Here is a 25,376-nt window from a genome sequence, read left to right on the forward strand (position 1 = left end):
ATGGCATAACCCACAGAACATATTTTCTGTCAGATTATGCCATCTTCCTTGTTTTCTTATTCCAGACCAAAGTCCCGTTTTCTGTTATCCTTGCCAGTTTCACTTTCCCGCTGACTCTTTTCTTTACAAATCTGCAGTTTTTCATGGATAGAACCACGTGCCGGTCTTTCTTCTTTCTCATCTGATTCAGATACTTCTGCTTCTGCATCTTCCCGTTCATCCATATTGAGCAATGCATTTAGCTCTGACCGTCGCTCCAGTTTCTGGTTCAACTCCTCTTCTTTTGGAAATGGCTTTCCCACTTCTTCTTTCGCATTTGCCATCTGTTCATACACTGTTTCCAATCTTTGTTGTGCTTCTGAAAGCTTCTCTGGATAACTGTCCAACAGATTGTTGATACGGGTAATATTTCCAAGTGCATCTGCTCCAAGATGAACTTTCGAGACAGCCTCATGTTTGACAGATAATATAAATTCTTTACTCCATCCATCAAACTGAATCCTCATATTGAATCCCTGATAGTTTCCGATTTCCATCGCAGCATCTACAGTTTTAATATCTTTACATACCGCCAGAAGTGCTGCTCCTGCCTCTTTCTTTTCTGTGAACACTTTGCCACCAATCTCCATAGTAAACTGCTCTGGATCTGTGCTTTTATGCTCAGAATAATGAGCGATGTCTGCCTTGTAGCTGTCAATGATTTCTGTCAGTTTTGCAATCTGTTGTGGAAAATTCCTTGCAATATCATCTTCCAGGCGGTACTGGTTATTCATGTGGTTGGCTTTTAAAAGTTTTAATTTTGCCACATCAACATCCAATGCCATCTTCTCTTTTACTGCTGGATTTCCGGTTGCAAGAGCTTTGACCTCTGCATAGGAAAGTGCCGCTTCGTCCACATCTTCACAGCTTCGCACAGGTGCTTTACTGGTCATAATCTGAGAAATGAATTTCTGCTTGTTCTCAATCAACTGCCACATGTAGCTGTCAAATGTGGATTCTGTTACATATCGGAAGATATGAACCTTTTTATTATGATTTCCCTGGCGGATAATACGCCCTTCTCTCTGTTCCAAGTCAGATGGTTTCCAACCAATATCCAGATGATGCAACGCAATCAGACGATCCTGCACATTGGTCCCGGCACCCATCTTTGCTGTTGAGCCAATCAAAAAACGAACCTGCCCGGATTTCACTTTTCCAAACAGCTCCGTCTTCTTTGCTTCTGTATTTGCATCATGAATAAAAGCAATCTCTTTTTCCGGTACACCTTTTTCCATCAATTTCTGCTTCAAGTCATCATAAACATTGAAGCTGCCATCGCCTTTCGGGGTACTCAAGTCACAGAAAATCAATTGTGCAGATTTCTGTGCTGCCGTGCCTTTCCAGATCTCATAACTTTTCTCTGCACAGACTGATATTTTGCTTTCTGGATTATCTGGCAATAATTCGTTCACCAAACGCTGATCCAATGCCAATTTTCTTCCATCGTTGGTAATTTTCAGCATATTATCAACCGAAGCATCTACCCCTCCGTTTCTGACAACTTCTGCACGTTCCCCCAGACTTTCTACGATTTCTTTCTGCTGTTCCGTTGGTTTCAGCACCACTGTTTCATATTCCGCCTCTGGCACAGGAAGCTTTAACTGATCGGAAGTCTTGATATCTGCAATCTCCTTAAACATATTCATCAGTTCCGGAATATTATAAAATCTTGCAAATCTTGACTTTGCACGGTAGCCTGTTCCTTCTGGTGCAAGCTCAATGCTCGTGACTACCTCGCCAAAGGTGGAGGCCCAGGAATCAAACAGTCCAAGTCCCATATTTTGTAATTTGCTGTTCTGCAGATACCTCTGCATAACATATAATTCCGTCATGCTGTTGCTAATCGGTGTGCCCGTAGCAAAGGTAATGCCTTTTCCTCCGGTAATCTCATCCAGATACTGACATTTATTAAACATATCCGCCGACTTCTGTGCTTCATTCTGTGCAATCCCGGCTACATTTCTCATTTTTGTATAAAGAAATGCGTTTTTATAACTGTGTGCTTCATCTACATATAAATGATCCACTCCCAGTTCTTCAAACGTAACTACCTGATCTTTTTTCTCTTTCTGATTCAGTTTCTCCAGCCTTGTCTGCAATGTTTTTCTTGTCTTTTCAATCTGTTTGACGGTATAACGTCCACCATCCTGTTCATACCTTGCACTCTGGATTGCCATTTCCAGATCATCAATCTGCCTCTGAAGCATGGCTTCCTGTTTCTCATCAGAGATTGGAATACGCTCAAACTGGGAATGACCAATAATAACAGCATCGTAATTTCCCATAGCGATTCTGGCACAGAACTTCTTTCGATTTGCCGGTTCAAAATCCTTTTTCGTTGCTACCAGAATGTTCGCCCCTGGATATAACTGCAGGAATTCTGCTCCCCACTGCTCCGTCAAATGGTTTGGAACTACAAAGAGGTTTTTCTGAGATAATCCCAGACGTTTGCTCTCCATTGCCGCCGCTACCATTTCGTAAGTCTTCCCAGCTCCTACTACATGTGCCAGAAGCACATTATCACCGTATAGCTGATGTGCGACTGCATTTTTCTGATGCGGTCGAAGTTCTATTTCCGGATTCATTCCTGGGAAAGTCAGATGACTTCCATCGTACTCACGGGGACGGATACTATTAAAACGTTCATTGTACACGCTTACCAGTCTTTCTCTCCTCTGCTGATCCTTAAAAATCCAATCTTGGAATGCAGCCTTCAAAGCATCCTGCTTTTGTGATGCCAACATAGTTTCTTTTTTATTCAAAACTCGCACTTCATCCCCATTGTCATTTACGACTTTATCATAGATTCTAACATCTTTTAGATTCAAGGTATCTTCCAGAATCCGGTAGGCATTTGCTCTCTCCGTTCCATACGTTGCATAGGCAAACGCATTTCTTGGACTGTCGGCGTTCTTTCCTGTAATCCTCCACTCACCATTTATCTCAGAGAATTTTACCTGTATTTCCTTCTGCGCAAGATACCTCGGCGTATGAAGCAGTTCCACCATAAACTCCTGATAATCCGAAGGTTCAATCCAGGTGGCTCCAATACGCACTTCAATCTCCGATGCTTCCAGATCTCTCGGCTGAACTGCCTCCAATGCACGGACATTCGGTGTGAATTCTGGATGATTCTCTGCAAAAGTTCTCGCTGTATTTAATTTATCCCTAACATTTCCGGACAGATATTCATCTCCACTTTCCCACTGGTCTGTCAGTGGATTTTTGAAGATAACTCCAACCAGCTCTTCTGTGATTTTCTCTTCGGTCTTTCCGGTCAACTGTGCCATATATGGGAGATCTACTTTAGCCTTTTCATTTAGGGACAAAGCAAGTGCTTCTGTGGCTGTCTCCACACTTGTCACAGCGACCGCCTTTTTAATGGTTCGTTTGGTAAACATGTCCGCTTTCCGCTTCAATGTTCCATCTTCATTCAAGTCTTCCAGGGAACACAGCAGACAATAAGAAGAGTCATCAGAAAATGCACGTTTGTTAGCATTACTTCCAATAACTCCATACTTTGCTGTGTAGGTATCATACACCTGATTCAGTTTTTTCTGCTGTTTCTGGATTTCTTCGTCTGTGACAAATTCTTCCATCTGCATGGCGATCAGTTCACGAACGGTATCACGGATTGCAACCATGCCTTTTACACGTTCTGCAGTGGCTGCAGGCATTTTCACCTGATTCATCAAAGAATTGACACGGTAATATACCTGATCATCTACCACCGTATAGCTGTAATTTCGGACATTCGGATCTGCCGGAATACTCTCTGGCATCTCATCCAGTTCTGCCTCTATATCTACTGCCGCTACCATGCTTCCCTTGATGTGTTTTACAGCTTCTTGTAACTGTAATTCCAGATCAGCTCCTTCCATTGGAGCACAGGTTGTTTCCATACCATACGGACCGGACACTTCTTTCATCTCACCAAGAATCAATCCCGGATGCTGAACAAAATACTTGTTAATGGTAATCCCATTTGCATCACTCTCCAAATTCACCCAGTCTGGCATCTCTTTTGTGAAACTCTCACGCTTCTGGAAAAACAAAATATCAGCACTGACTTCTGTTCCTGCATTTGCCTTAAAAGCTGTGTTCGGCAGTCGGATTGCCCCCAGCAAGTCTGCACGCTCTGCCAAATATTTCCGGACTTCCGGTGATGCCTTGTCCATAGTTCCCTTTGTTGTGATCAACGCAGCTACACCACCTGGACGTAACTGATCTATAGTCTTGGCAAGAAAGTAATCATGAATCATAAAATTGTAGCGGTCATACTGACGGTCATTGACCTTATATGCACCGAATGGCACATTTCCGATTGCCACGTCAAAGAAATCATTGGGATAATCCGTCTTCTCAAAGCCTTTGATCTGGATATTGGCATCTGGATAGAGAAGTTTAGCAATTCTGCCACTGATGCTGTCCAGTTCCACTCCATAGAGTTTGGACTGGTTTAGATTCTCTGGAAGCTTTCCAAAGAAGTTCCCGACTCCCATAGATGGCTCCAGGATATTTCCCTTTGTAAATCCCAGATTCTCCAACACCTGATACATACTTTCAATCACAATCGGCTGTGTATAATGAGCATTTAATGTGGAAGCTCTGGCTGCAGCATATTCTTCCGGTGTAAGGACGGTCTTTAATTCCAGATATTCTGTCTCCCATGCAGATTTTGTCTCATCAAATGCATCTGCAAGACCTCCCCAGCCAACGTACCTGGATAAGATTTCCTGTTCTTCCGGTGTTGCATTGCGATTCTCATCCTCACATTTCTTTAACAACTGGATAGCCATGATATTGGCACGGAACTTTTCTTTTGCTGTACCCTGTCCAAGCTCATCATCTGTGATGCGGAAGTTCGTTGCTGGAATCGTTTCTGATATTCCGTTAATCTCTTCCAAAGATTCTTTTTCTTCCGATACCTCAACTTCTCCAGATAATTCTTTTTCTTTTTTATCATAATCTGTCCACACACGTTGAGAAATAGCAGTAAAATACAAGGACTCTTCCTCCATAATTTCTTCCCTGATTTCCCGTAATTCATCTAAAGTATCCGCATTTACAGTTTTGTTGTGATAATGATAATAAAGTACTTCTTGTCCGAGTTTTACATCCAGACGTTCCAATTCTTGTGTTGACATTCGATTCCAAATATCATCTTTTTCCGTATGAATCGTGAAACCTTCTCCATCATCATGATATTCTAATGTGTATTGAAGTCGATTCGCTTCTCCCTTAACTTTGCAATCAAAATCGTGGATTTTTGTTCTGGTACCAGACATATATTCTGAATCAACTAATCGCAAATCAGTTATATCTTCCGCTGTCAAAGTATCCTGCTCCAGCTGTTCTCCTAACATCTGCTGTGCTTCTTCCAAATCTGCCAGTCTTTGTGCTTCCTGTCGTTCTTCGTACTTTTCCATTTCTTCCGGTGACAAATAATCATCTGTGCGGATTAACTGGCGAACACGTTCTGCAACCTTGTTCCACTTTAATAAAACTTCTACCTCTGGACTGCCAATTTTCCCTTTTGCAAGTTTTAATCCTTTTGCATCATGGGATGCGTCGGAAGCATCTGCTCCTGGTATTCCGGGTGAGGAACCACCTGTTCCATACTCATTTTTCAGGAACTCAGCTGCATCTTTCATATCATGATGTTCCATGAAATACTCATAGATTCGGTTACGTCCTCCTGCAGTAATGCCGCCTCTTCTTAACACTGCGTCAATTTCATCCTGTGTGATAAAGGATAGTGCCGGACGTTCGACCGTAAATTTCTGGTCTACCCAGGAACGCTCCCTCTGAAGATCCTGAAAGCGTTGGAAATATTCCGGATTATGCTGAATCTCCCAGCGGTGATAATCTCCCGGATTCTCATCCATATATTTCTGCAGCCATTCAAAACGATAGACAATCGCATCTGCTTCCTCTTGATCTGTCCATGCTCCACTCACTACATCCTGCCAGTCTGAATATGATTGTTTCTTTTCCCAGTTTCTGCAAGTATCCCGAAAATGAAGTGCAAGAAGATTGGTCATTTCTTCCTGCTCCTGTTCAATGGCATTATTGGAAATCAAATTATCCACGTAATTTCCATCCTCATACATATCCCGAATTCTGTTCGCTGCTTCTTCCCACGTAACCATGCGGTCAAAGTTTCTTCTGGCAGAGTCCCCTCGCCGGATACGGATACCATCATTGTCATACCAGATACTGATTTTCTGACCATCTATGGTAAATCCTTTGCCACCAGTTCCATATTCATCTTTCAGAAAACTCCGCATTTCTTCATTATCCAGACCTTCAATCAGTCTTGCTGTAATATGAAACAGTGTATTTTTCTGTCCGCTTCCCGTGCGGAGAATATCATTTACCACTTCATCGGAAATAAGAAAAGCGGCTGGCTGTTCCAATGCAGCTGCCGCTTTCCTTATTTCTCCTAACTGTTCCTCTTCTGTTGGGAACAGACTTAACTGTAAATAATCTCCTGAATCACCAGCTCCTCTGCCTGTGCCTTGATCTGGTTCATGTGTCTGGTCCATGCCATCCCGTCTGCCATTTTGTCCGGTGCCGGATCTTTCTCCAGAAGTTCGTTCATCAGGTCGTCTACTCTCTGTCTTGCCTGGCTGTCGATCTCCATCAGATGACTGTCCAGACGGTTCTGCAGTGTCAGAATGTTGAACCTGGCTACCTTGTGATTTCTCAGATACTCTTTCCGCATCATTCCGTACTTGCCGATGGTTCCTCTCGTCTCTTCCAGGCTGATATCTGGAATCTGATACTCTCCGTTCTGGCTGTAACTGATCTCTCTCATAGTCTGTTTCCTCCTTTTTTTCTTCTCTATCTTCTGTGTTATCTGTATTACTTTCACGAATTAACGTGTTAAATTCATTATAAGCTACTTCTTTTTCTTTTGCAACCGTTTTCAGGTCATTTTCCAGATCATTCAGAACATATCGTCCAATCTGCATCAGAACTGGTCTGCTGATCTCGTTGACTGCACTTCCCAGATGTCCTAATACTTTCAGCTGATTGAAGTCCGTAATATGCCGAAAATCCTCTGCATCCAGATATTCCTGTACATCCAGTCCACACCTGTTTAGTAATACATACCAGACACTATTGGTCATCAGTTCCCGGAATTCTACTTCCTGATTCTGTTCGTCCAGTTCTTCCAAAAATGTCCCTGTCACATCCAGTCTCAGTTCTTCCAATGCATCTGGAAGCCATTCCTGCATACTCTCCTTCGCTGCCTGATGCAGACTTTCAGCAAGCCCTCCTTCTGTATCTTCCAGTGATAACTGCTCCTGCAGATAATCTGCCACCAGCTGTTCTCCTTCCACCGGAAGATTCCATAACTGAGGATCCTTTCCAAGATTCCGCACTTTATAAGTGTCCTGCACATCAAATACATACCGAAGTTTCGTTTTCGGTCCGGAAGTATTGTCAATCAAGGCAATCCCTTTGGATCCCTTTTTGATCCAGCGGTACATCTTCTGATTCCAGATTTCCATGGATGCTACGGCAGTTGCTTCCGGTCGCTGTGCATAAATTAAAAGCTGTTCTGGAAAAGTGTATTTGTACAGTCTGGATGCAGTGTTTAGGAACCGCATCCATTCCTGCGGACTGGCAGCTACATCTTTTGCCACCTCTTCCGTCAGCTGTTCCATTGCATATAATTTATTTGCCATGCGCTACTCCTTTTCATAAAATCAGGGACTGCTTAGCACAGTCCCCTTAAAATCATCGTTGTTTCTCTTTATAATGCTGCGGCAAGATCTTTTGACTTATTCTTTGGCACTTTGTCTGCCTCTTTTGCCTTGATCTCTGCCTTGGCTTTTTCCAGTCTTCCATGGATTCCACCTTTTACTTCCGCTTTTTCGGCTGCTTTTTCTTTTTCCAGACGTGCTTCCCTACGCTCAGCATTTTCCATTACTGCGGTCTTTTTATCACAGAACTGAACCTTATCAGAAAGCTGTTCCTGTCTTTCCACCTGTGTCTCATTCACTTTTTGTACCATCGCATTTAATTCTGGAACCTGAAAAATTCCGTTATCAGGGAGAATCAACACTTCATGAACGGAAGATGGGATGACAAAGTAATCACTTCCCAGGCATTCCCCAATCTGTTTACGAATATCTTCCTGCAGTAACAGGGAAGCTCCATTCATCTTAGCTTTGTTTGTCAGACAGAACATTGGGTTTTCCATGGCTTCCATATCCATTTTTTCATTCAGCAAGTTTTCTGGTTCTTCACCAAAAATCATAGATTTGATAATCTCATTCATATCCATAAGTGTGACACCACGTTTTCGGTCTGCCACCATCGCATCCGCTTGAATCTGTTCGGCAGATACTCCCCACTCGTTCATCAGAGAAACAGTTACCGGAATACTGCTGATCCCTTCTCCATTTTCCTCCAGATTTACTGCATAATAAGCTGCAAAATCTCCGTGTTCTGTGACTACTTTATCTGCAAGAAGATCGGTATTCCATTCCTTATCACAAATTCTCATCTGTAATTTGTCCTTCATCTTTTCATAATCCAGAATATCTGGAACTCCCATATCAAAAAATTCTGCTTTTCCCTGTGCCTCAATACGCATATCAGCCACATCGCCAACACAAGAGTCTACATCTTTTCCATGGATATATTCCTGGTAGAGGGAATCCAGATAGACTGTCGGTACGATTCTCTGATCTCCGTTTGGAATCGTAATACCTGTCAACTTCAAACCGTTGTTTTTTTCTACTTCCTGAAGTTTAATTTCTGCGTCCTTATAAGACTCTGGCAGATACTCCTTTACATTGTCTTTGACATATTCATAAAATTCTTTTCTGTTCATCATACGCTTTTACCCCTTTCTGATCATGTGATGGTTCATTCTTTTTCTGCTGACCATCTGCTCGGCTTTCTTCTGATAAGCCATCATTCTCTTTACTGTTTTCTCCTGGTTTTTTCGTGCTTCCTGTCTTTTTTCCATTGCTTTCATCATAGTTTTCTGTTCCTTTCTGTGATTTTTTTGTATGAAAAAGGGAGCCTCACATAGAAGCTCCCAATCATAACCGTTGGTTTTAATTTCCTTATTTCCTTTTCCTGCTGATATAAAGTCCTGCCATACCTCCTGTGGAGATTACAAGAAGCAAGATTGGCAGCCAAATATTCGTGCTGTCACCTGTTTTCGGTGCGTTTGATACCTTTGTCTCTTCATGGGACTGTGGTATATCCGGTGTGTTCGGTGTTTCTGGAACTCCCGGTTTCTCATTTGTCAGATTAAAGGTAACTTCTACAACCGGTGTACTGTCATCTGCATAGGCAAATGTCACTTCATGCTTGGTCTGATCCAGTGTGTATCCGTCCAGTGTTTTTGTTTCCACCAGATAATACTTGATTGCTGTATCATATTTGCCGTTCTTAAATGTGGCAATCTCATACAGCTTACTTTCTACATGACCGGCAGCGTCTGTCTTTAAGGTTTCCAGTACCTTTCCTTTGCTGTCACGGAGTTCAAATTCTACCCCTTTCAGCGGTTCTCCTGATGATTTATCTGTCTTATTGAGAATCACTTTTCCCTTGGCAGTGTCATCTTTCATAGCTACTTTCTGGATTTCTCCAGTATCCTTTACTTCAATACTAACATCCGATGTCAGAAGATATCCTTTCGGTGCCTGCTCTTCACGTAAGGTATATTTACCGATTGGAAGTTTTTCGATATAGTGTGCTTCCTCTGTGGAAGTCCAGCTCTCTACTACCTGATCATCCTTATCGAGAATCGTCAGTTTCGCACCCGGAATTTCAGTTTCTCCTGTGATATCTGTCTTACTGATCTGCACTTTTGTCACATCATCTTTCATCTCTACTTTCTGAATCTCGGCTGTATTTTCTACTGTAAAGGTAATACTTTCTGCAGTGACATATCCATCTGCCGGTTTTGTCTCTATCATGGTGTATTCCTTGCCAACCACCAGTTCTTTGATCACATGGGATTCTTCCGTAGAAGTCCATTCATCTACTGTGTTGCCATCTGAATCCGTCACTTTCAGGTGTGCACCTGGAAGTTCTTTACCTGTTGTCAGGTCTGTTTTAGTCAGCTCCATTGTGGTTGGCTGATTCTCAAAAATAAAGTCGTAGCTTACTTCTGCCTGGTCTTCTCCGGCATATTCTAAGGTAAATTCCTGTACTTCTTCTGTTGTAACAAATCCGTCCGGCGCAAAGATCTCTTTCACATAGTATTTTCCGTCTACCGGAAGATCTGCCGTAAAAGTAATCTGTCCTTTTTCATCCGTTACCCGATGCTCGATCAGACTGTCTTTCTCAAGGAGTACCTCGCCCTTTGCATTTTTGATATCTTCACTGGTATAAAGACCGAAGACACCACCTGCAAGAACACGTTCTGTATCTTTTTCTTTCTTCAGAACCGTAACCTTTACTTTCTGACGGGCATTCTGCCATTTCTCATCATAAGTGATGACTGGTGTGTCCTGATCACGGTAGGAAAGGTCAACATATCTCGGCTCTTTGTCCAGCACATAACCATGGGCTGTTTTTACTTCCTTCACATAGTATTTTCCTGCCGGAAGATCTCCCATCTGTGCAATACCATTGGAATCTGTGGTAATGGTTCCCACTTTTTCATCTGCTTTGAAATAATCTTCACTGACACCATCTGCCGCTTTGATATCTTCCGCAGCAAATACGTCGAACGTCACATCTGTAAGGCTTCCGGTTACATACTCAAAAAGATGCTCCACAGTACCTTTTACATGATCCAAAAGTGTCACCTTATCCAGAAACTCTCCATTTTTGTTGATGATCAGAAGTCCTGTCGGAACTTCATCTTTCATCTCTACTTTCTGAATCTCAGCAGTATCTTCCAGCGTGAACTTCACATCCGTTGCTTTCAAATATCCATACGGTGCCATTTCCTCACGAAGAGTGTATTCCTCTCCAACTGTCAGTCGTTTGATCACATGTGGCTGATCTTTTACAGAAGTCCACTGATCCACAACATTTCCTTCTTTATCAAGAACAGTGAGTTTTGCCCCATCCAGTTCCACACCTGTGGTTATATCAGATTTTGTAATTTCTACTGTTGTCGGCTGGTTCTTTTTCACTGTTTTCAGTTTTACTGTCTTCACATCCTGTCCCTGGTAAGAAGCATCCAGATTCAGAACTTCATCAGAGGATACAAATCCCGCCGGTGCTTTTAACTCTTTTACATAATACTGTCCAAGTGGCAGATCCAGCGTACATGCTGCAAGACCATCATTATCAGAAGTTATTTCCTGTAAGAGTGTGTCTGCTTTCACGATTACTTTTCCATCTGCTTTGATATCCTCTTTGTTGTAGATACCAAAGACAGCTCCTGCTACGGTTGCACCATTTTCTGCATCCTGTTTTTCTACCTGAATCGCAACTTTCTGTCGGTCATCGCCAACAGGCACTTCCTGTTCAATCGCCGGTGTATCCTGATTGGCATAGACAAATGCGACTTCTGATCTGTCATGGTTCAGGACAAATCCTTCCGGTGCAGTCTTTTCTACTACATAGTAAGAACCAAGTGGCAGATTCTCTGCAACTGCTTTTCCGTCTTCCCCAGTCGTTACCGTTGTTACCAGTGCATCTTTTGCATAGATCAGCTGTCTGTTTCCGTTTTCATTTTTCTGGTAATCCGGTGTATAGATATTTTCAGCTGCATAGACATTAAATTCCGCACCCTTCAGGTATCTTTCTTCATAAACAAAATCCTTTTTAAATCCGGTCAGCATCTCACCTTTTTTATAGATTGTCAGCTTTCCTTTTACTGGATGGTTCTCGTAATCTACCGTAATAATGGCATCTCCGCTCTCAGAATCCATCTGGTATGCTGTGTTTGCATCCACTGCAATCTCTACATAGTTCTTGTTGATTGTGTACCCTTCCGGTGCATTGACTTCCTCAATCCGGTAATGTCCGATCTTCAGATTCTTCGGCATGATCAGATATCCCTGGCTGTCCGTAAAATAGGACTTGTGAGTGGTTGTCACTGGGTAAGTTGTTACCTGTTCCACATACTTTTTGTTGTCCAGGTCATATACCTTAAATTCTGTTCCGGCAATCAATACGGATTTCTTTGTTTCATCGTCTTTTTTCACGATTTTTAGTTTTGCCTTAAACTCTTCATCCAGAAGCACTCGCCAGATCTGCGGCTCATTTGGATGGTGCTCTGTGATATTCACTTCAAAATCATCGACTGGCTTATAATTGTGCGGTGTTGTAGTTTCACACACGATATAGCTTCCAAATGGTAATGGAATACTGCAGGCATACCCTTTTTCATCTGTGAAAATCTCAGTTGCTCCATTTTCTCCGCTCACTACTGGTTTGGCAGAATCAAAATCATAGCTTCCATCTGCTTTCTTTGTAAGGGAAGATTTCAGATAAACTGTAAATCCAGCTCCAGATAACAGATCTGCATCTGTCTTTCCATTGTTGGCTGCTTTGATGATCTGGAATGGCTGCTTGATGACCTGCTCACTGGAAGTGCACTCTCTTTTTACTTCTGCTGTCATATCTCCTTCATAACTGCACGTAAGATCATGCTCTTCTGCATCTGCCAGGTATCCGGTCGGCGGAGTAATCTCTTTGACATAATATTTGCCAAGATATAAGCCATTTACAGAAGCCTGTCCTTTGTCATCTGTTGTAAGAGAAGCTACCTGCTCTCCTGCTTTATAAATAGTTCCCGTTGCTCCATCCGGGTGCACGATATCTTCACGGGCATACAGACCATAAACTGCACCTTTCAGTGTGGCATCTCCCTGTGGTACTGCTTTTCCTGTTTCTTTATCAACTTTGAATAAATTGATCTTTGCTGTCACACGGTCATTGCTGAAGGTATGGGCAAAAGATACGGTTGCTTCTTTATCATTGGTGTAAGAAAACTTGAACGTATACACATCTTCTGTATTTCTTACATAGCCTTCCGGCGCCTGATCTTCTTTTACAGAATAGGAATATCCAATCGGAAGATCTGCTGTAAATTTTGCAGTTCCATCTTCGCCAGTAGTTACTTTCTCAATCAGCGTTCCTTTTTTCACAACAACTCTTCCGTCTGCATTTCTGATATCATCGGATGCATACAGAGCAAAAATACCGCCTTTCAGTGGTTTCTTGGTGTCTTTATCCTGTTTTACTACGGAAACATCTGCTTTCTGTCTCTCGTTGTTAAAAGTCACATCTGCAAATACAACTTCTTTATTCTGACCAGCATAAGTTAGAGTCACTGACTTTTCTTCGCTGCCGTTATAGAAAGAGTCCGGTGCTTTTGTTTCTTTTACCACGTAGGTTCCAAGATGCAGGTTTTTCAGTGTGACAGAACCATTCTCACCTGTTGTCAGGTTTTCTTTTACAAGGTCACCTTTACTGTACACTTTTGTGCCATAAGCTGTTACGATATCTGCCCCTGCATACACGTTATACACTGCATTTTTCTGTCTGCGGTTTTCATACTGAAATACCGTTCCATTTTCACTGACATCTGCTCCGGTCAGAACCTGTCCTTCTTTGTAAATGGTAAGCTCTGCCAGCTGTTCTTTATTTTCCACGGTTACAGCTGAGGTCTTACTTGCTACCAGTTTTACATTTGTTGCCGTTGCATTTACTACATATCCCTGTGGTGCTGTGATCTCTTTCAGATAAACCGTATCCTGTGTCTTGATGATCGTAACAGAAGATTTTCCATTCTTATCTGTTGCCGGCATCTGAGTGATCAGCTTTGTACAAGCCTCATCGCTGTATACACCGAATACTGCACCTGCAAGATTGACATCCGCTGTATCGTCTTTCTTTATGATTTCGATCGTAGCCTGTTCAATCCAGGACACCTTTAAGCTTACATATTTTTCATCAGCGACACCTTCTCCAAACACAAATGCCAGATCCTGAACACTTGCATTCGTAGTCAGTTTATATGCTGAATAATCTTTTGTAATACTTCCCTTCATCTTTGCAGAAAAAGTAGCACTTACATCTTTTGTCTGTGTCAGAGGAGCCGAGAGATAAAACGTGGTTCCTCCTCCAATTGTTACGCTTGCACCTGCCGCACTTACATTTCCAGTAGATACATTATGGAGCTTTACTCCCTTTGGTAAGTCCATTGTAATTTTCTGCTGGGAAGATGCGTTGAACTGAATGTTCTCCGTTCTCTGAACATTTCCATCTACATAAGCTTTTACATTCGGTTTGGAAAATGACATCGCTACATCTGGTATTTCCGGCTTATTCACACAATAATTATAGAGTTCTTTTGCCAAAGCCTCGCCTGTAGCATTTGTTCCATAGAATGCATCACTGCTTCCATTGGCATAAGATGCAGCCATGTGAATAATGATGAATCTTTTTCCTTCTGAAAAATCTGTGTGTTTATTAGCGAAAAAACTTTCGCTTCCTGCGGCATCTGTACCGTAATAACACACTTTTGCTAACGCCTGATTGTCTCCAATCTTTGTAATTGTATAATTTCCAGATCCAGGCCCTGGCTTAGCTGGCTGTACACAATACGCAATTGCTCTGACGCTTCCGTAGCTGATATAGTACGGCTCTGTCAGATAGGTTCCAAGATTATAATCTGCATATCTATACAGTGGTCCTTTTTCAATTGTTACCTGCTGTGTGCTTCTTGCTGAATAAGCCGAAACTGCTTCAAATGTTGCAATCTCTCCCTCTTCCATAGCATCAAGATCCACACCTTCGTCTCCTGCCTGTTCCAAAACATCATGAAGCTCTAACCCTGATTCTTCATCATAGGTATCCTGATTCTGTGCCTGCTCTACCAAATCATCAAATTCATCAGCGTCAATATCGGTAATCTCCGATTCTGCTTCTGAATCCTCCGCTTCTTCTGTCTGCTGTTCACTGCCAGCTGTTTCGGATTCAGTCACTGCTTCACTCCCTGCCGCCTCTGTCTGTACTTCTGTTTCTTTCTCACGCACAATCAGTTTTCGGCTGATCTGGTACTTCGGATGCTCCTGATTTACCGGTTCCACATAATAGACCGCTTTGTAAGTGTCCGCATGATCTGTCGTAAAATCCTCATTCTTTTCGTTCTTTGCTTCCTCAAATGTGACTTTGACCTTGTTATCATCCTTGATTTCCAGTCCTGTGTAGTCTGATTTCACATCAAATACACTGCCTGTTTCGATTTCATAATCTTTGGCAATCACCACCTCATCTTCATCCAGAAGGTCTTTCACTTCCTCATAAAGTGGAGGTTTTTCCTCTGGCTGGATCTCCGCTGCATATGCAGTCATCGGAGATAACACTGTACTAAGCATTGTCATGCCTGCCAGCAAGCCAGATACTACTTTTCTAAAATTACCTTTTTTCTTCATGCTAAGGTCCTCTCTTTCATATATTTGTATTAAAAACAGACAGTCCTTAGACTGCCTGCAATACACTACTTATCGTTGTGGGAAAATCAGATTAAACTGTACATTTCCCTCTCCGGGATCAACCATTTCCACTGTTGCTTCATACTGTCTCCCTGTTTTTCTGGATACCAGATCCTTATAATGGATTTTTCCTTTAGACAGGAACTTCTTTGCTGCCGCCTTATCCATCTTTTTCCCCTGGCTTGCAAGGAATTTATCATTCTTCCATAAGGCAAAAGCACAGTTCCGGTCAGAACAGTAAAAGTTTACTTTTCCTTCCCTGACATCAGCTCCACAGCGGGGACATTTGCCAATGACTTCTCCTTTTGCTTTTCCCTGAAACTGCTCTTTCTTTTCTTCTGAAATCCCCTGATATCTGGCAACCAGTTCCTGCATCAGCTCTGTAATCCCATTTAGGAATTCATCTGCTGTCTCTGTATTCTGGGCAATGTGATTCAATGCCATTTCCCACTCTGCTGTCATCTTCGGAGATTTAATCTCATCCGGCAGAACCGTAATCAGTACGTTGCCATCATCTGTCGGCACAAGATTTTTCTTTTCCCGTTTCACAAAACCAGACTGAATCAGTTTTTCAATGATTGCTGCCCTTGTTGCCGGTGTGCCAAGTCCTTTCTTTTCTGTATCTTCGGTCAGTTCTTCATTCCCTGCACGTTCCATAGCAGAAAGCAGGGTATCTTCTGTGTACTGTTTCGGTGGCTGTGTAAAATGCTCCGATACAAAAGAATCACAGGGACCGTAATGCTTGCCATCCCAGATATCCAGCTCCGGCTCTTCTTTTTCACTCTTTACGCCAAAGAACTGTTTCAATTTATTTTCGATCGACTTGAATCCTTCCTGCTTTGTTTTCTTTGCTGAGAGATAAAACGTATGATAATTACAGGTAATCTGGCATTTATGGCTTTCATAAATATAAGGACCTGCGGTTGCTGTCAGTACCCTGGCACTGATCAGATACAAAATCTTGCAGTTTCGTTCTTTCAGTTTACCTATATCTGCCTTTGCTACTTCCACGGTCGGGATAATTGCATGGTGATCAGATACTTTCTTTGAATTTAATACCTTACTCACGTCCGGCTGATATTCCAGCCCTTCGGCATAGGGCATTTTCCCAAGTAACATCTGAATCAGAGTTTCTGTGCTTTCTCCCATCTCATCTGTCAGATACTGGCTGTCTGTTCTCGGATAAGTGACCAGCTTCTGCTCATACATCTCCTGCACGGCATCCAATGTCTGCTGTGCGGTATAACCAAACATTCTGTTTGCTTCCCTCTGCAGAGTGGTCAGATCATAAAGCTTCGGAGGGCGGACTGTTTTCTCTTTCACATCATCCTTCTCCACTTCGCACATACGCTCCATACAGTCCGCAGCCACTCTATCTGCATCTTCTTTTTTCTGAAAATGCTCTGTGACCGCATCCATATCGTCAAACTTGATATGAGCCATATAATATTTCTCTTTGGTAAATTCCTTGATCTTCTGATTTCGATCCACGATCATGGCAAGTGTTGGTGTCTGTACTCTTCCAACTTTCAGATTCTGGTTATACAGAACGGAAAAAAGACGGCTCGCATTGATTCCCACCAGCCAGTCTGCCTTTGCCCTGCAAAGTGCTGACTGATAGAGACTGTCATAACACGAACCGTCTTTTAATGACGCAAATCCATCTTTAATTGCCTGTTCTTCCATGGAAGAGATCCAAAGCCGCTTCATCGGCTTTTTGCATCCTGCCTGCTCATACACCAAACGAAAGATCAACTCTCCTTCACGTCCTGCATCAGTAGCACAGATCACCTCATCTACTTTGGAATCTCTCATCAGTTTCTTTAAGATTCCAAACTGCTTCTTTGTACCCTCCAAAATCTTGTGTTTCCAACATTCCGGCACAATCGGCAGATCTTCATATCTCCATTTTTTATATTTTTCATCGTATTCCGATGCATCGCATAATCCAACCAGATGTCCTACGCACCAGGAAACGATATAACCGTTTCCCTCCACGTAGCCATCTTTTCTTGTTCTGGCTCCAAGCACGGAAGCCAGTGCCATCGCAACCGATGGCTTTTCTGCAATCACTAATTTCATTTACTCCTGCTCCTCTTCTTCATCTTCCAGTACATCATCATTAAAATCTTCATCTCTCAGGATTTCCGGTTCTGCACTTTCTTCCTGCTCATCTGCATCGTCTACTTCCCGTTTTTCTGACTCTGAATCTTCGGATTCATCTTCATCCTCTTCCATCTCATCCTCGTCATCATATTCATGCTTTGGTTTATAGACTTTGAAATAATATCCTCCTGCCGCAGCTCCGACTGCAACCAGTGCAATCAAAAGATACGTTCCGAATGGACTTTTATCTTCTGGCATCTGGATTTCATCCTCTACCTTATCTTTCTCAGCTGACTCTGTCGTTTCCGGTTTTTCTTCCTCTGCTTTTTTCTCTGGTTCTGCATAAACCGTATCCACTTCCGGAAGTGTCACTGAATCAGAAAGTGTGAAGTTCATCAGATCTTTCTCACTGACTTCGGTAAGGAAATACACATTATCCTGAGATTTTGAATTGTCAATAATCAGATAGAAAATCTTACCACTCTTAGTTGAAATGGTATAAAACTCTTTTGTGCCTTCCGTGGCTGTTTTAGTAACAGAATCTGCTGTCTCGCCTTCTTTATTAAGCTGTTCCTCAATACCTGTTACTGTTCGATCATCCACGGTTCCTTTTGCATCTGTCGGCTCAGAAGCCTGTGCATCCTGCGGAAGCGGAGAAGTCGTTGTTTTCTCAGTCCCCGTTGCATCTGCACTGGTCGTAGTTGCCATTACGCCATTACTGTCACTGGAGGTTTTCTGTTTCTCTGCCTGCTTCTTTGCCCATTCATAATAAGGATTCTGCAGTACATACTTCTCAGAAGTATTTCCGGCACCATCTGTTACCGTGATTTCAATCTGTTTTGTTGTAAAATCTTTCTGTGTCAGTTGCACTCTCAGCATTCCATCCTTCAGATCTGTATAAGTGGTGCCATTAACTGTTACCGCAGTAATCCCTGATACTGTATCATTCCCCTGAATCGTCAGCACACCATCTGTCAGGGAAGCAGAGAGTGTCGGTTTTTCCGTGTCATAACACTTAATAGAGCGATTCTGCTCATAGACCTTCCCCTCACCATCTGTCACACGCACATACACTGTCTGATTTCCAGTGATCGTGATAGTTCCACTTCCGGTTACATCCTGCCAGTTTCCATCTTTTCCTGCTTTTGCTTCAATCTTTGCTATTGAGAAACCTTCCGGCATATGACTGGCATCTACCGTAACAGCAATGCTTGTTTCTCCCTGTTTCCATCCATCCGGTTTCTCAATCGTAATCGCAGGTGTGGTATTCTCAGCTGCATAAGCAGTCTGTGTCTGCAACATAGGCGATGTCAGGCAAAGAATCGTTGTTGCCGCAAGCAATCCTTTTTTTACGCTATTTTTAGATTTCTTCTGTTTCATCTTCTCTAAATTCATCATCAGACCTTGTTTCCTCCTTCTGTATTTCTACCCTGCCGGGCAGTTCATTTTTCATTCTCTTTTTGAAAGCTTCCAATTCTGGAATGCTCATATCCATTGCACGGATAATTCTTACAATTTCCAGATTTTCCGCTTCTGTTTTTGCAATCTCCGCAGCCTTGAACCGCTTTAAATCTGCTTCATATCTGGCTTTGGATGCTTCCATTTTTTCCTTGGCTTTCTCATAATCCGCCGTTGCTTTTTCAAGACTTTTCATCGCTTCTCCTTTCCGGACGGCTGTTACACCGCCCTTTTCCTTACCATCGTCCAAATCCATAAAAATGGCTTTGCCAATAAGGTGAATTGATGGACGTGTACTGCACTGGATGACCGCAATGGATCATCTGACCATTACCCACATAAATTCCAATGTGCGTTACCGGAACTCCTGCATCATAAGTGCCTGTAAAAAAGATCAAATCTCCCGGCTGTGCTTCTGACTGAGATACCGGCGTGCAGATGTCATACAGTCCCTGTGCAGTCAATCTTCCTGTATTCCTTACACCAGAGTTTGTCAGGCAGTAACTTACAAATCCAGAACAATCAAATCCACTTGGAGAATATCCACCCCACACATACGGTGTTCCTAGATATCTCGCTGCTTCGTTCAACAAACGCTGTGCCGCTTCACTGGTGTATTCATTGCCGCCAAAGCCTGCCCCTTCTCCAGTTTCCAGATAAAAGATCGGGTTTAAGCGCTCTCCATTTTTCAAAAGTTCAATATGAAGATGGCTTCCTGTAGAATTTCCAGTATTTCCTACAAGACCAATCTCATCACCTTTCGTGACGGATACACCTGCAGATACACTCCGGCTGCTTAAATGTGCATACCGCAGTTCATAGCCTTTACTGTCCTTGATCACAACATAATTGCCATAGCTGTCGTTATAAGCAGAAGTTGTAACCGTTCCTGTCAGCCCTGCCATTACTTTTGTTCCCTCCGGTGCTCCGATATCCATACCATTATGAAGCTGATTTGCTCCTGAAATTGGATGAATCCGATATCCATAATAACTTGTCACACTGGAATACCAGTTAAAATTAACCGGTGTCGCAAACATCTGTAAATTACCTTTCGTATCGTTATAGGCACTGAACAGTTCTTTCTGGAAAAATCCCAGCCTGTCCTGACAGATCGACATCAGATTTCCGCTGTTTAAGGTGACATTCAGCACATCTACATCTCTTGTCCTGGTCACTTCCACTTCCTGGCTTCCATTATCATCTGCCAGATAGCATTCCCAGGTCTTATGACCATGTGCGGATGCTGCCGCATGACTGTCATAATAGACATCAAACTGTACACCGTATCTTGCGAAAGCTCCGGTATCTTCTACCGTATATTCGACTCCATTCATGACCACCTTTGTTCCCATTGGAACAAACGGATTGGAAGCATCTACTGCTAAGGTATGATTGGCTGTTGGATATGCTCCACTGGCAGTCGGTCCTCCACTCCATATACCACAGCAGATTGGACAGTTACAATATCCGCTTGTTACAACCTGTCCCAAAGATTCTCCAACTCTTACAGTTGCTGTCTCTGTCACAGTCTCATTGACTGCTTCTGTTTCTAACCGATACTGCAATGCAAAAAGAGCATCCAGTTCTGGCTTTACCTGTTCAAAGGTAAATTCTTCATACTTTGCTGACAAATAACTGATCAGGATAAACGGATCATGCTCAATAGGTCCGATGTTATATCGGTATTCCTCATGTCCCGGTTCTTCAGATTCCATGTTGTTGATCCGCTCCTGCAGATTAGCTTCCAGCTGTGTGTAATACAGTTCCGCTTCCCGGATTGCCTGATCCGATGACAGATAACTGGTTCCGGTATAAGTGATCACATTTTGTAAAAACACTGCAGAACAAGACGTGACATTCGTTATGATCAGAAACATCAATCCGATCAGAACTGCTACACTGATATACACCTTCCGGTTTTCTTTAAAGAAGTTGGTGACCTTACCGCCAATCTTCTTAATATAATCAATCGTACCTTTTGTAGCTGTTCCTACTGTCTGTTCACTTCGCTTCGCTTTGGCATAATCCCGTTTGATCTGTTGCTTCTGAATCTGTTTTTTCAGTTTCTTCTGCTCCTGACGGGTTGCCGCCTGTGTCTGTTTCTCTTCCTGTCTTTCAAGTCTGCTTCTTTTTCTGGATGCCCTCTGTTTCCTGCGTCTGGCACTTCTCTGTTCCAGCCGGTAAACACCTTCGCCGCTTTCTTCTAACTTATGGGCACCTTCTACCGCCGCATTATCGTCTTCATTTTTGCTGATCTCACGGTGCAATGCTGCGGAAGTTGCACTTCCTGCTTTCTTGGCAACAGAAGTTTTTTCTGTTTTCACAGATTCCCCTTCGCCAAACTTCAAGCGGGATTTCTTCTTTCCAGGAGCTTCCCCTTCATTTGCCCGATAGACCTGTGCCTTCTTGGAATGCTGCTTAGCTTCCTTTTTCTTTTTTGCTTCCTCATAAGAAAACCTTTTGGCTTTTTCCTTCTGTTTTTGATGGCGGAAATTGACTCCATCCGTATCCATCTGGTTCAATTTCTCCATATCTTTGTCATTTTTCACAGAAGCACCAGTTTCCTCATAAGCAAATTTCAAACGCTGTTTTTGTTTTGGCTTTTTGCTGCCGCCGGTCTGATTTCTCCGGCTGTCTCCTCTGTTTTCTGATAGATCAGCACGTTTTTCTTTCAGTCTCCCTGACTGTCCGGCTTCAGATTTTTCTGCAAGTCTGGATTCTTTTCCGACCTCAGCACGAATCCTTTTCCGGTTTTGCTGCTTTCTATTTTGTCCAAAATCCTTACTTTGCTTCTCTGTCCGTATCAGTTCCGGTGCATCTCTGGATTTTTGCACAGAGGGACGAATATTTTTCCCACTCCGTTCAGACTGGCGGGAAGACTTATCCACAAGGCTTAATTCTTTTTCCCCTTGTTTTCCTCCCATCTGCACATCACTGGCACGGTTACTGACACGAACAGAAGATTTATCCGTCAGGTTTTCTTCCACCAGACCATCCTTGGTCATCTTCTGGACTTTCTTATCCCTGACTTTCATTCTCTGTTCTGCCACTACTTACTCCTCCTTCTTCGGATACCCTTTCCCTGACTGTAATAAACAGAGAAAAGCGATGCCAAAAACAGCACCGCCACTAAAAGTTAATACATATGAAATTGCTCGTAACATTATTTTCTCCTTTGATTTAACCTGCTTCAGAAGTTTCCTCCAAGCGGGTTGTCATGATTTTATAGAGGGAATTCTTCGGAAATCTGTCTACGAATGGGATAATGACATTTCCATAGAACAGAAGTCCTTCCCCCTCATTGCTGTTGGTTACATAGGACAGCTGGGTTGGTGAGATATTCAGCTGTTTTGCCAGAATCTGCCTGTCTCCGGAAGCCTGGTTGAGCATATAAATGAAATCAGAGTTTTCAAAAATATTCTCGATTTCTCTGGAAGCCAATAAATCTTTGATATTCTGTGTTATCTGATTGTTATTATCAGGCGGCTTTTTATCCACCTCTCTGGGACTTTCGCCCATTTTCATCAGCGTGTCATTTCACGCTCAGCATAGCATATCTTTTTACCACGATTATATCGTACCGGCTGGCAATGCGGCCTCTTGGAGCTGTTATATTCTGCTTATGCAGGTTCAAGCTCTATGCGTTGCGTGTGGCTATTCTATTATGAATAGCCTTCCACTCGGATTAGGTCGCTACCCCTTTCCCGTTTTTTTCCGCATTGATACTTCTGACTTACTTGCCGGTTTCAGTCAGAACGGCGATAGTTTGCACTTTAAGCGACTAACAAGTAACAAACCAGTTCACCAGTTGGAATACCTCCCCATTTACGGAACCTCTTCCAAATTTCCACACTGTAAGCTGCTGTCTGCTCTTCTTTTAATAGAAGATGGAATTCATCCACATAGTAACGGGTAGATTTATGAGCGGAACGATTGATAGTCACTCGGTTCCATACCTGGTCCTGCACAATCAACATCCCGATCTTTTTCAGCTGTTTTCCAAGCTCTTTGATATCAAAACAAACGATACGATTGTTGATATCTACATTTGTGCGATGATTAAATACATTCAGGGAGCCTGTAACATAAATCTCCAATGAAGTTGCAAGACGCTGTGCTTCCGGCTCTTCCTGTTTCCGCAACAGATTATATAAATCCTCCAGGATTGGCATCTTCTCCGGCATTGGATCGGCAAGATATTCCTGATATACTAACCGCACACAACGGTCAATGATGGTCTTTTCTACCGGCTCCAGTCCATTCTTTCCTCCAACAATCAACTCACACAAAGACAGAATAAAATCTGCTTTCAGTGACAGTGGATTATCTTCCTCGGAATAATTCAGGTTCAGATCCATTGGATTGATATACTGGTCAGATACCGGTGAAACCTTCACCACCTGCCCATGCAGTGCCTGTACCAATGGAGAATACTCGGCTTCTGGATCACAGACAATGATATCGTCCTCCGTAATCAAAAAGCAGTTTGTAATCTCTCTCTTTGCTGAGAAGGACTTACCGGAACCTGGTGTACCAAGAATCAGTCCATTCGGGTTCTTCAGACGTTTCCGATCAACCATGATCATGTTGTTGGATAATGCATTCAATCCATAATAAAGAGCTTCCCCTTCCTGAAACAACTCCTGTGTCGTAAATGGCACGAAGATCGCTGTTGAAGATGTGGTAAGCCCTCTCTGGATTTCAATCCGATTGACTCCAAGTGGAATACAGGACATGAGTGCTGCTTCCTGCTGATAATCCAGCTGTTTTAAAGAACAGTTATATTTCTGTGCGATCCCCTGCACCTGGAAAATATTGTTATCCAGCTTCTGACGCTTCTTTGCAGTATTCATTACCAGAACTGTCACAAGGAACATTCGCTCATTTCTGGACTGCAGATCTTCCAGCAGATTCTTCGCCTCTTCTCCATAAGTCACAAGGTCCGACGGAAGCACGTCCATATCATAACCGGAACGTACCGCTCGTTTCTGCTCTTCGATCTTCATCTTATCCAAATCTGAAATCTTGCTCTTGATCATTTTGATTGCTGAACTCTGATCAATGGACTGGATATGAATGTTGACATTGATGCTGTCATCTACATCCAGGAAGTCTGCAAGCATTCGGTCTGTCAGCTCCGGTGCAAGAATCTGCAGATAACTCACACTTCCCATCGTTCTTCCCATCATAAATGTCTGATTCTTGGAAAAGTTAAAGGAAGTCGGTGCAATAAAATCTTTGGTCTTTAATCCTGTTTCCGGAAGCATCTTATACTGGAACTTAAATGGTTCAATCCGATCCTGGTTGAACACATGATACATAATCTCCAGCCTTTCCAGACCATTCAGTGAATGTGCCTGTGCACCCAAAACCTTAAAGTTATTTAAGATATCTGTTTCAATTCTTTCAAGCCTCGGTCTTGCTACCTTCAGACTCTCTGCTTCAATTCCAAAAGTGATATACTTTGTCTTCACCAGACCATTATTTCCCTTGGAAAGCTGATTCTTCAACATGGTACGGTATTCTTCACGAATGGCATTGAAGTCATCGTTCTGATCCGGAATATCAATACTTTTCTCAAATTCTGCCACATCCACCTGCTGATTGATAAAGGACAGCTGCACACTGATGGAAGAATCAAAGTAATTTAAGAAATCACAATAATTCTCAAATATCGTGGTCTTATCCTCGTTTAAAGCCAGCTGATAATTGATGTCATAAAACTGAATCGTCTTAGAGAAAAAGGTCTTTGTCACCTGGCAGATACCATCCTGCAGCATCCGAATATACGGAATGCTCTGCTGTGCAGTTGTAGGAATGTTTTTCTGTTTCCTACGATCCCGTTCCTGCTTCTTCCTACGCTTTTCCTGTTCTCTTTCTTTTCTGCTTTTTTTGTTTCTTCTTTCCTGACGGTTTCTTTTTTCCGCCAGGGAGAGACGCTCCTGCTGAGCCTCCTGCTTTGTCTTTTTTGCCATCCGGCACACCCTCCTTTTTTACAAGGGTGGAAATCTCCTGATAAAAATTTTCTGTCTTATATGGTCTTACCGCCGGACAGATAAACTTCTGTCGAATGATATTTGCCACCACTTTTTCAAATGGAAGCCCGTCTTTTTCATACATTGCCATGAAGAAAAATGGAAGCATGATCGTTACCATCAGGATGGCTGCGATACTGGAACCGATTGGTTTTCTCATGAACAGATAAAACGGAATTCCCACTACTGCGGCAAGTGAAAAGAAAATCAACTGCCGTTTTGTCAGATTTAACGCTACTTTTGTTTTGACCTTGGTAAGGTCTTTTGGTACTGGTACATACGCCATGGTATGCGC

General features: G+C 42.7%; 9 protein-coding genes and 2 pseudogenes. All 11 read right to left on the reverse strand.

The annotated features are described in order from the left end of the window. Nucleotides 1–56: 56 nt before the first annotated feature. The 11 genes and pseudogenes from AC04Q4_RS17785 to AC04Q4_RS17835 all read right to left on the reverse strand — a co-directional run bounded on the left by AC04Q4_RS17785 (nt 57) and on the right by AC04Q4_RS17835 (nt 25,367). On the reverse strand, nt 57–7,739 hold the full coding sequence (locus AC04Q4_RS17785; protein WP_476389409.1) for a DEAD/DEAH box helicase family protein: 7,683 nt from the start codon (nt 7,737–7,739) through the stop codon (nt 57–59). 68 nt (nt 7,740–7,807) lie between these two features. Next, on the reverse strand, nt 7,808–8,896 hold the full coding sequence (locus tag AC04Q4_RS17790; RefSeq protein WP_476389410.1) for a DUF5688 family protein: 1,089 nt from the start codon (nt 8,894–8,896) through the stop codon (nt 7,808–7,810). A gap of 6 nt (nt 8,897–8,902) precedes the next feature. Further along, the gene (locus tag AC04Q4_RS17795; protein WP_008688072.1) at nt 8,903–9,043 is read right to left on the reverse strand and encodes a hypothetical protein; all 141 of its coding nucleotides are present in this window, start codon (nt 9,041–9,043) and stop codon (nt 8,903–8,905) included. An 88-nt stretch (nt 9,044–9,131) separates the two neighbouring features. Further along, on the reverse strand, nt 9,132–15,419 hold the full coding sequence (locus AC04Q4_RS17800; protein ID WP_476389411.1) for a SpaA isopeptide-forming pilin-related protein: 6,288 nt from the start codon (nt 15,417–15,419) through the stop codon (nt 9,132–9,134). A gap of 69 nt (nt 15,420–15,488) precedes the next feature. Then, nucleotides 15,489–17,561: a DNA topoisomerase 3 gene (locus AC04Q4_RS17805; RefSeq protein ID WP_173751284.1), complete on the reverse strand. Its 2,073-nt coding sequence runs from the start codon at nt 17,559–17,561 to the stop codon at nt 15,489–15,491. Next, nucleotides 17,562–18,983 carry a CD1107 family mobile element protein gene (locus tag AC04Q4_RS17810; RefSeq protein ID WP_476389412.1) on the reverse strand — a complete coding sequence of 474 codons (1,422 nt, stop codon included), beginning with the start codon at nt 18,981–18,983 and terminating at the stop codon, nt 17,562–17,564. Further along, nucleotides 18,946–19,239 carry a DUF4315 family protein gene (locus AC04Q4_RS17815; protein WP_117502314.1) on the reverse strand — a complete coding sequence of 98 codons (294 nt, stop codon included), beginning with the start codon at nt 19,237–19,239 and terminating at the stop codon, nt 18,946–18,948. The genes AC04Q4_RS17810 and AC04Q4_RS17815 overlap by 38 nt, the downstream gene beginning before the upstream one ends. 40 nt (nt 19,240–19,279) lie before the next feature. Further along, on the reverse strand, nt 19,280–22,081 hold the full coding sequence (locus AC04Q4_RS17820) for a CD1108 family mobile element protein (protein WP_476389417.1): 2,802 nt from the start codon (nt 22,079–22,081) through the stop codon (nt 19,280–19,282). A 145-nt stretch (nt 22,082–22,226) separates the two neighbouring features. Further along, nucleotides 22,227–22,511 (reverse strand): annotated as a pseudogene (locus AC04Q4_RS17825) (hypothetical protein); the annotation flags it as partial. 338 nt (nt 22,512–22,849) lie between these two features. Further along, nucleotides 22,850–25,021, reverse strand: a pseudogene (locus AC04Q4_RS17830) (VirB4-like conjugal transfer ATPase, CD1110 family); the annotation flags it as partial. Further along, nucleotides 24,903–25,367, reverse strand: coding sequence for a PrgI family protein (locus AC04Q4_RS17835; RefSeq protein ID WP_008371531.1), 465 nt, complete (start codon nt 25,365–25,367; stop codon nt 24,903–24,905). The gene AC04Q4_RS17835 and the pseudogene AC04Q4_RS17830, both read right to left, overlap by 119 nt. Nucleotides 25,368–25,376 lie beyond the last annotated feature (9 nt).

It is taken from the genome of Blautia sp. HA8986 (assembly GCF_056504635.1).

Excerpts from the sequence above, each read along its gene's own strand:
- AC04Q4_RS17785 (WP_476389409.1), bottom strand. The coding sequence starts at position 7,739 with ATGGCAAATAAATTATATGCAATGGAACAGCTGACGGAAGAGGTGGCA.
- AC04Q4_RS17790 (WP_476389410.1), bottom strand. The coding sequence starts at position 8,896 with ATGATGAACAGAAAAGAATTTTATGAATATGTCAAAGACAATGTAAAG.
- AC04Q4_RS17795 (WP_008688072.1), bottom strand. The coding sequence starts at position 9,043 with ATGATGAAAGCAATGGAAAAAAGACAGGAAGCACGAAAAAACCAGGAG.
- AC04Q4_RS17800 (WP_476389411.1), bottom strand. The coding sequence starts at position 15,419 with ATGAAGAAAAAAGGTAATTTTAGAAAAGTAGTATCTGGCTTGCTGGCA.
- AC04Q4_RS17805 (WP_173751284.1), bottom strand. The coding sequence starts at position 17,561 with ATGAAATTAGTGATTGCAGAAAAGCCATCGGTTGCGATGGCACTGGCT.
- AC04Q4_RS17810 (WP_476389412.1), bottom strand. The coding sequence starts at position 18,983 with ATGATGAATTTAGAGAAGATGAAACAGAAGAAATCTAAAAATAGCGTA.
- AC04Q4_RS17815 (WP_117502314.1), bottom strand. The coding sequence starts at position 19,239 with ATGAAAAGTCTTGAAAAAGCAACGGCGGATTATGAGAAAGCCAAGGAA.
- AC04Q4_RS17820 (WP_476389417.1), bottom strand. The coding sequence starts at position 22,081 with ATGAAAGTCAGGGATAAGAAAGTCCAGAAGATGACCAAGGATGGTCTG.
- AC04Q4_RS17835 (WP_008371531.1), bottom strand. The coding sequence starts at position 25,367 with ATGGCGTATGTACCAGTACCAAAAGACCTTACCAAGGTCAAAACAAAA.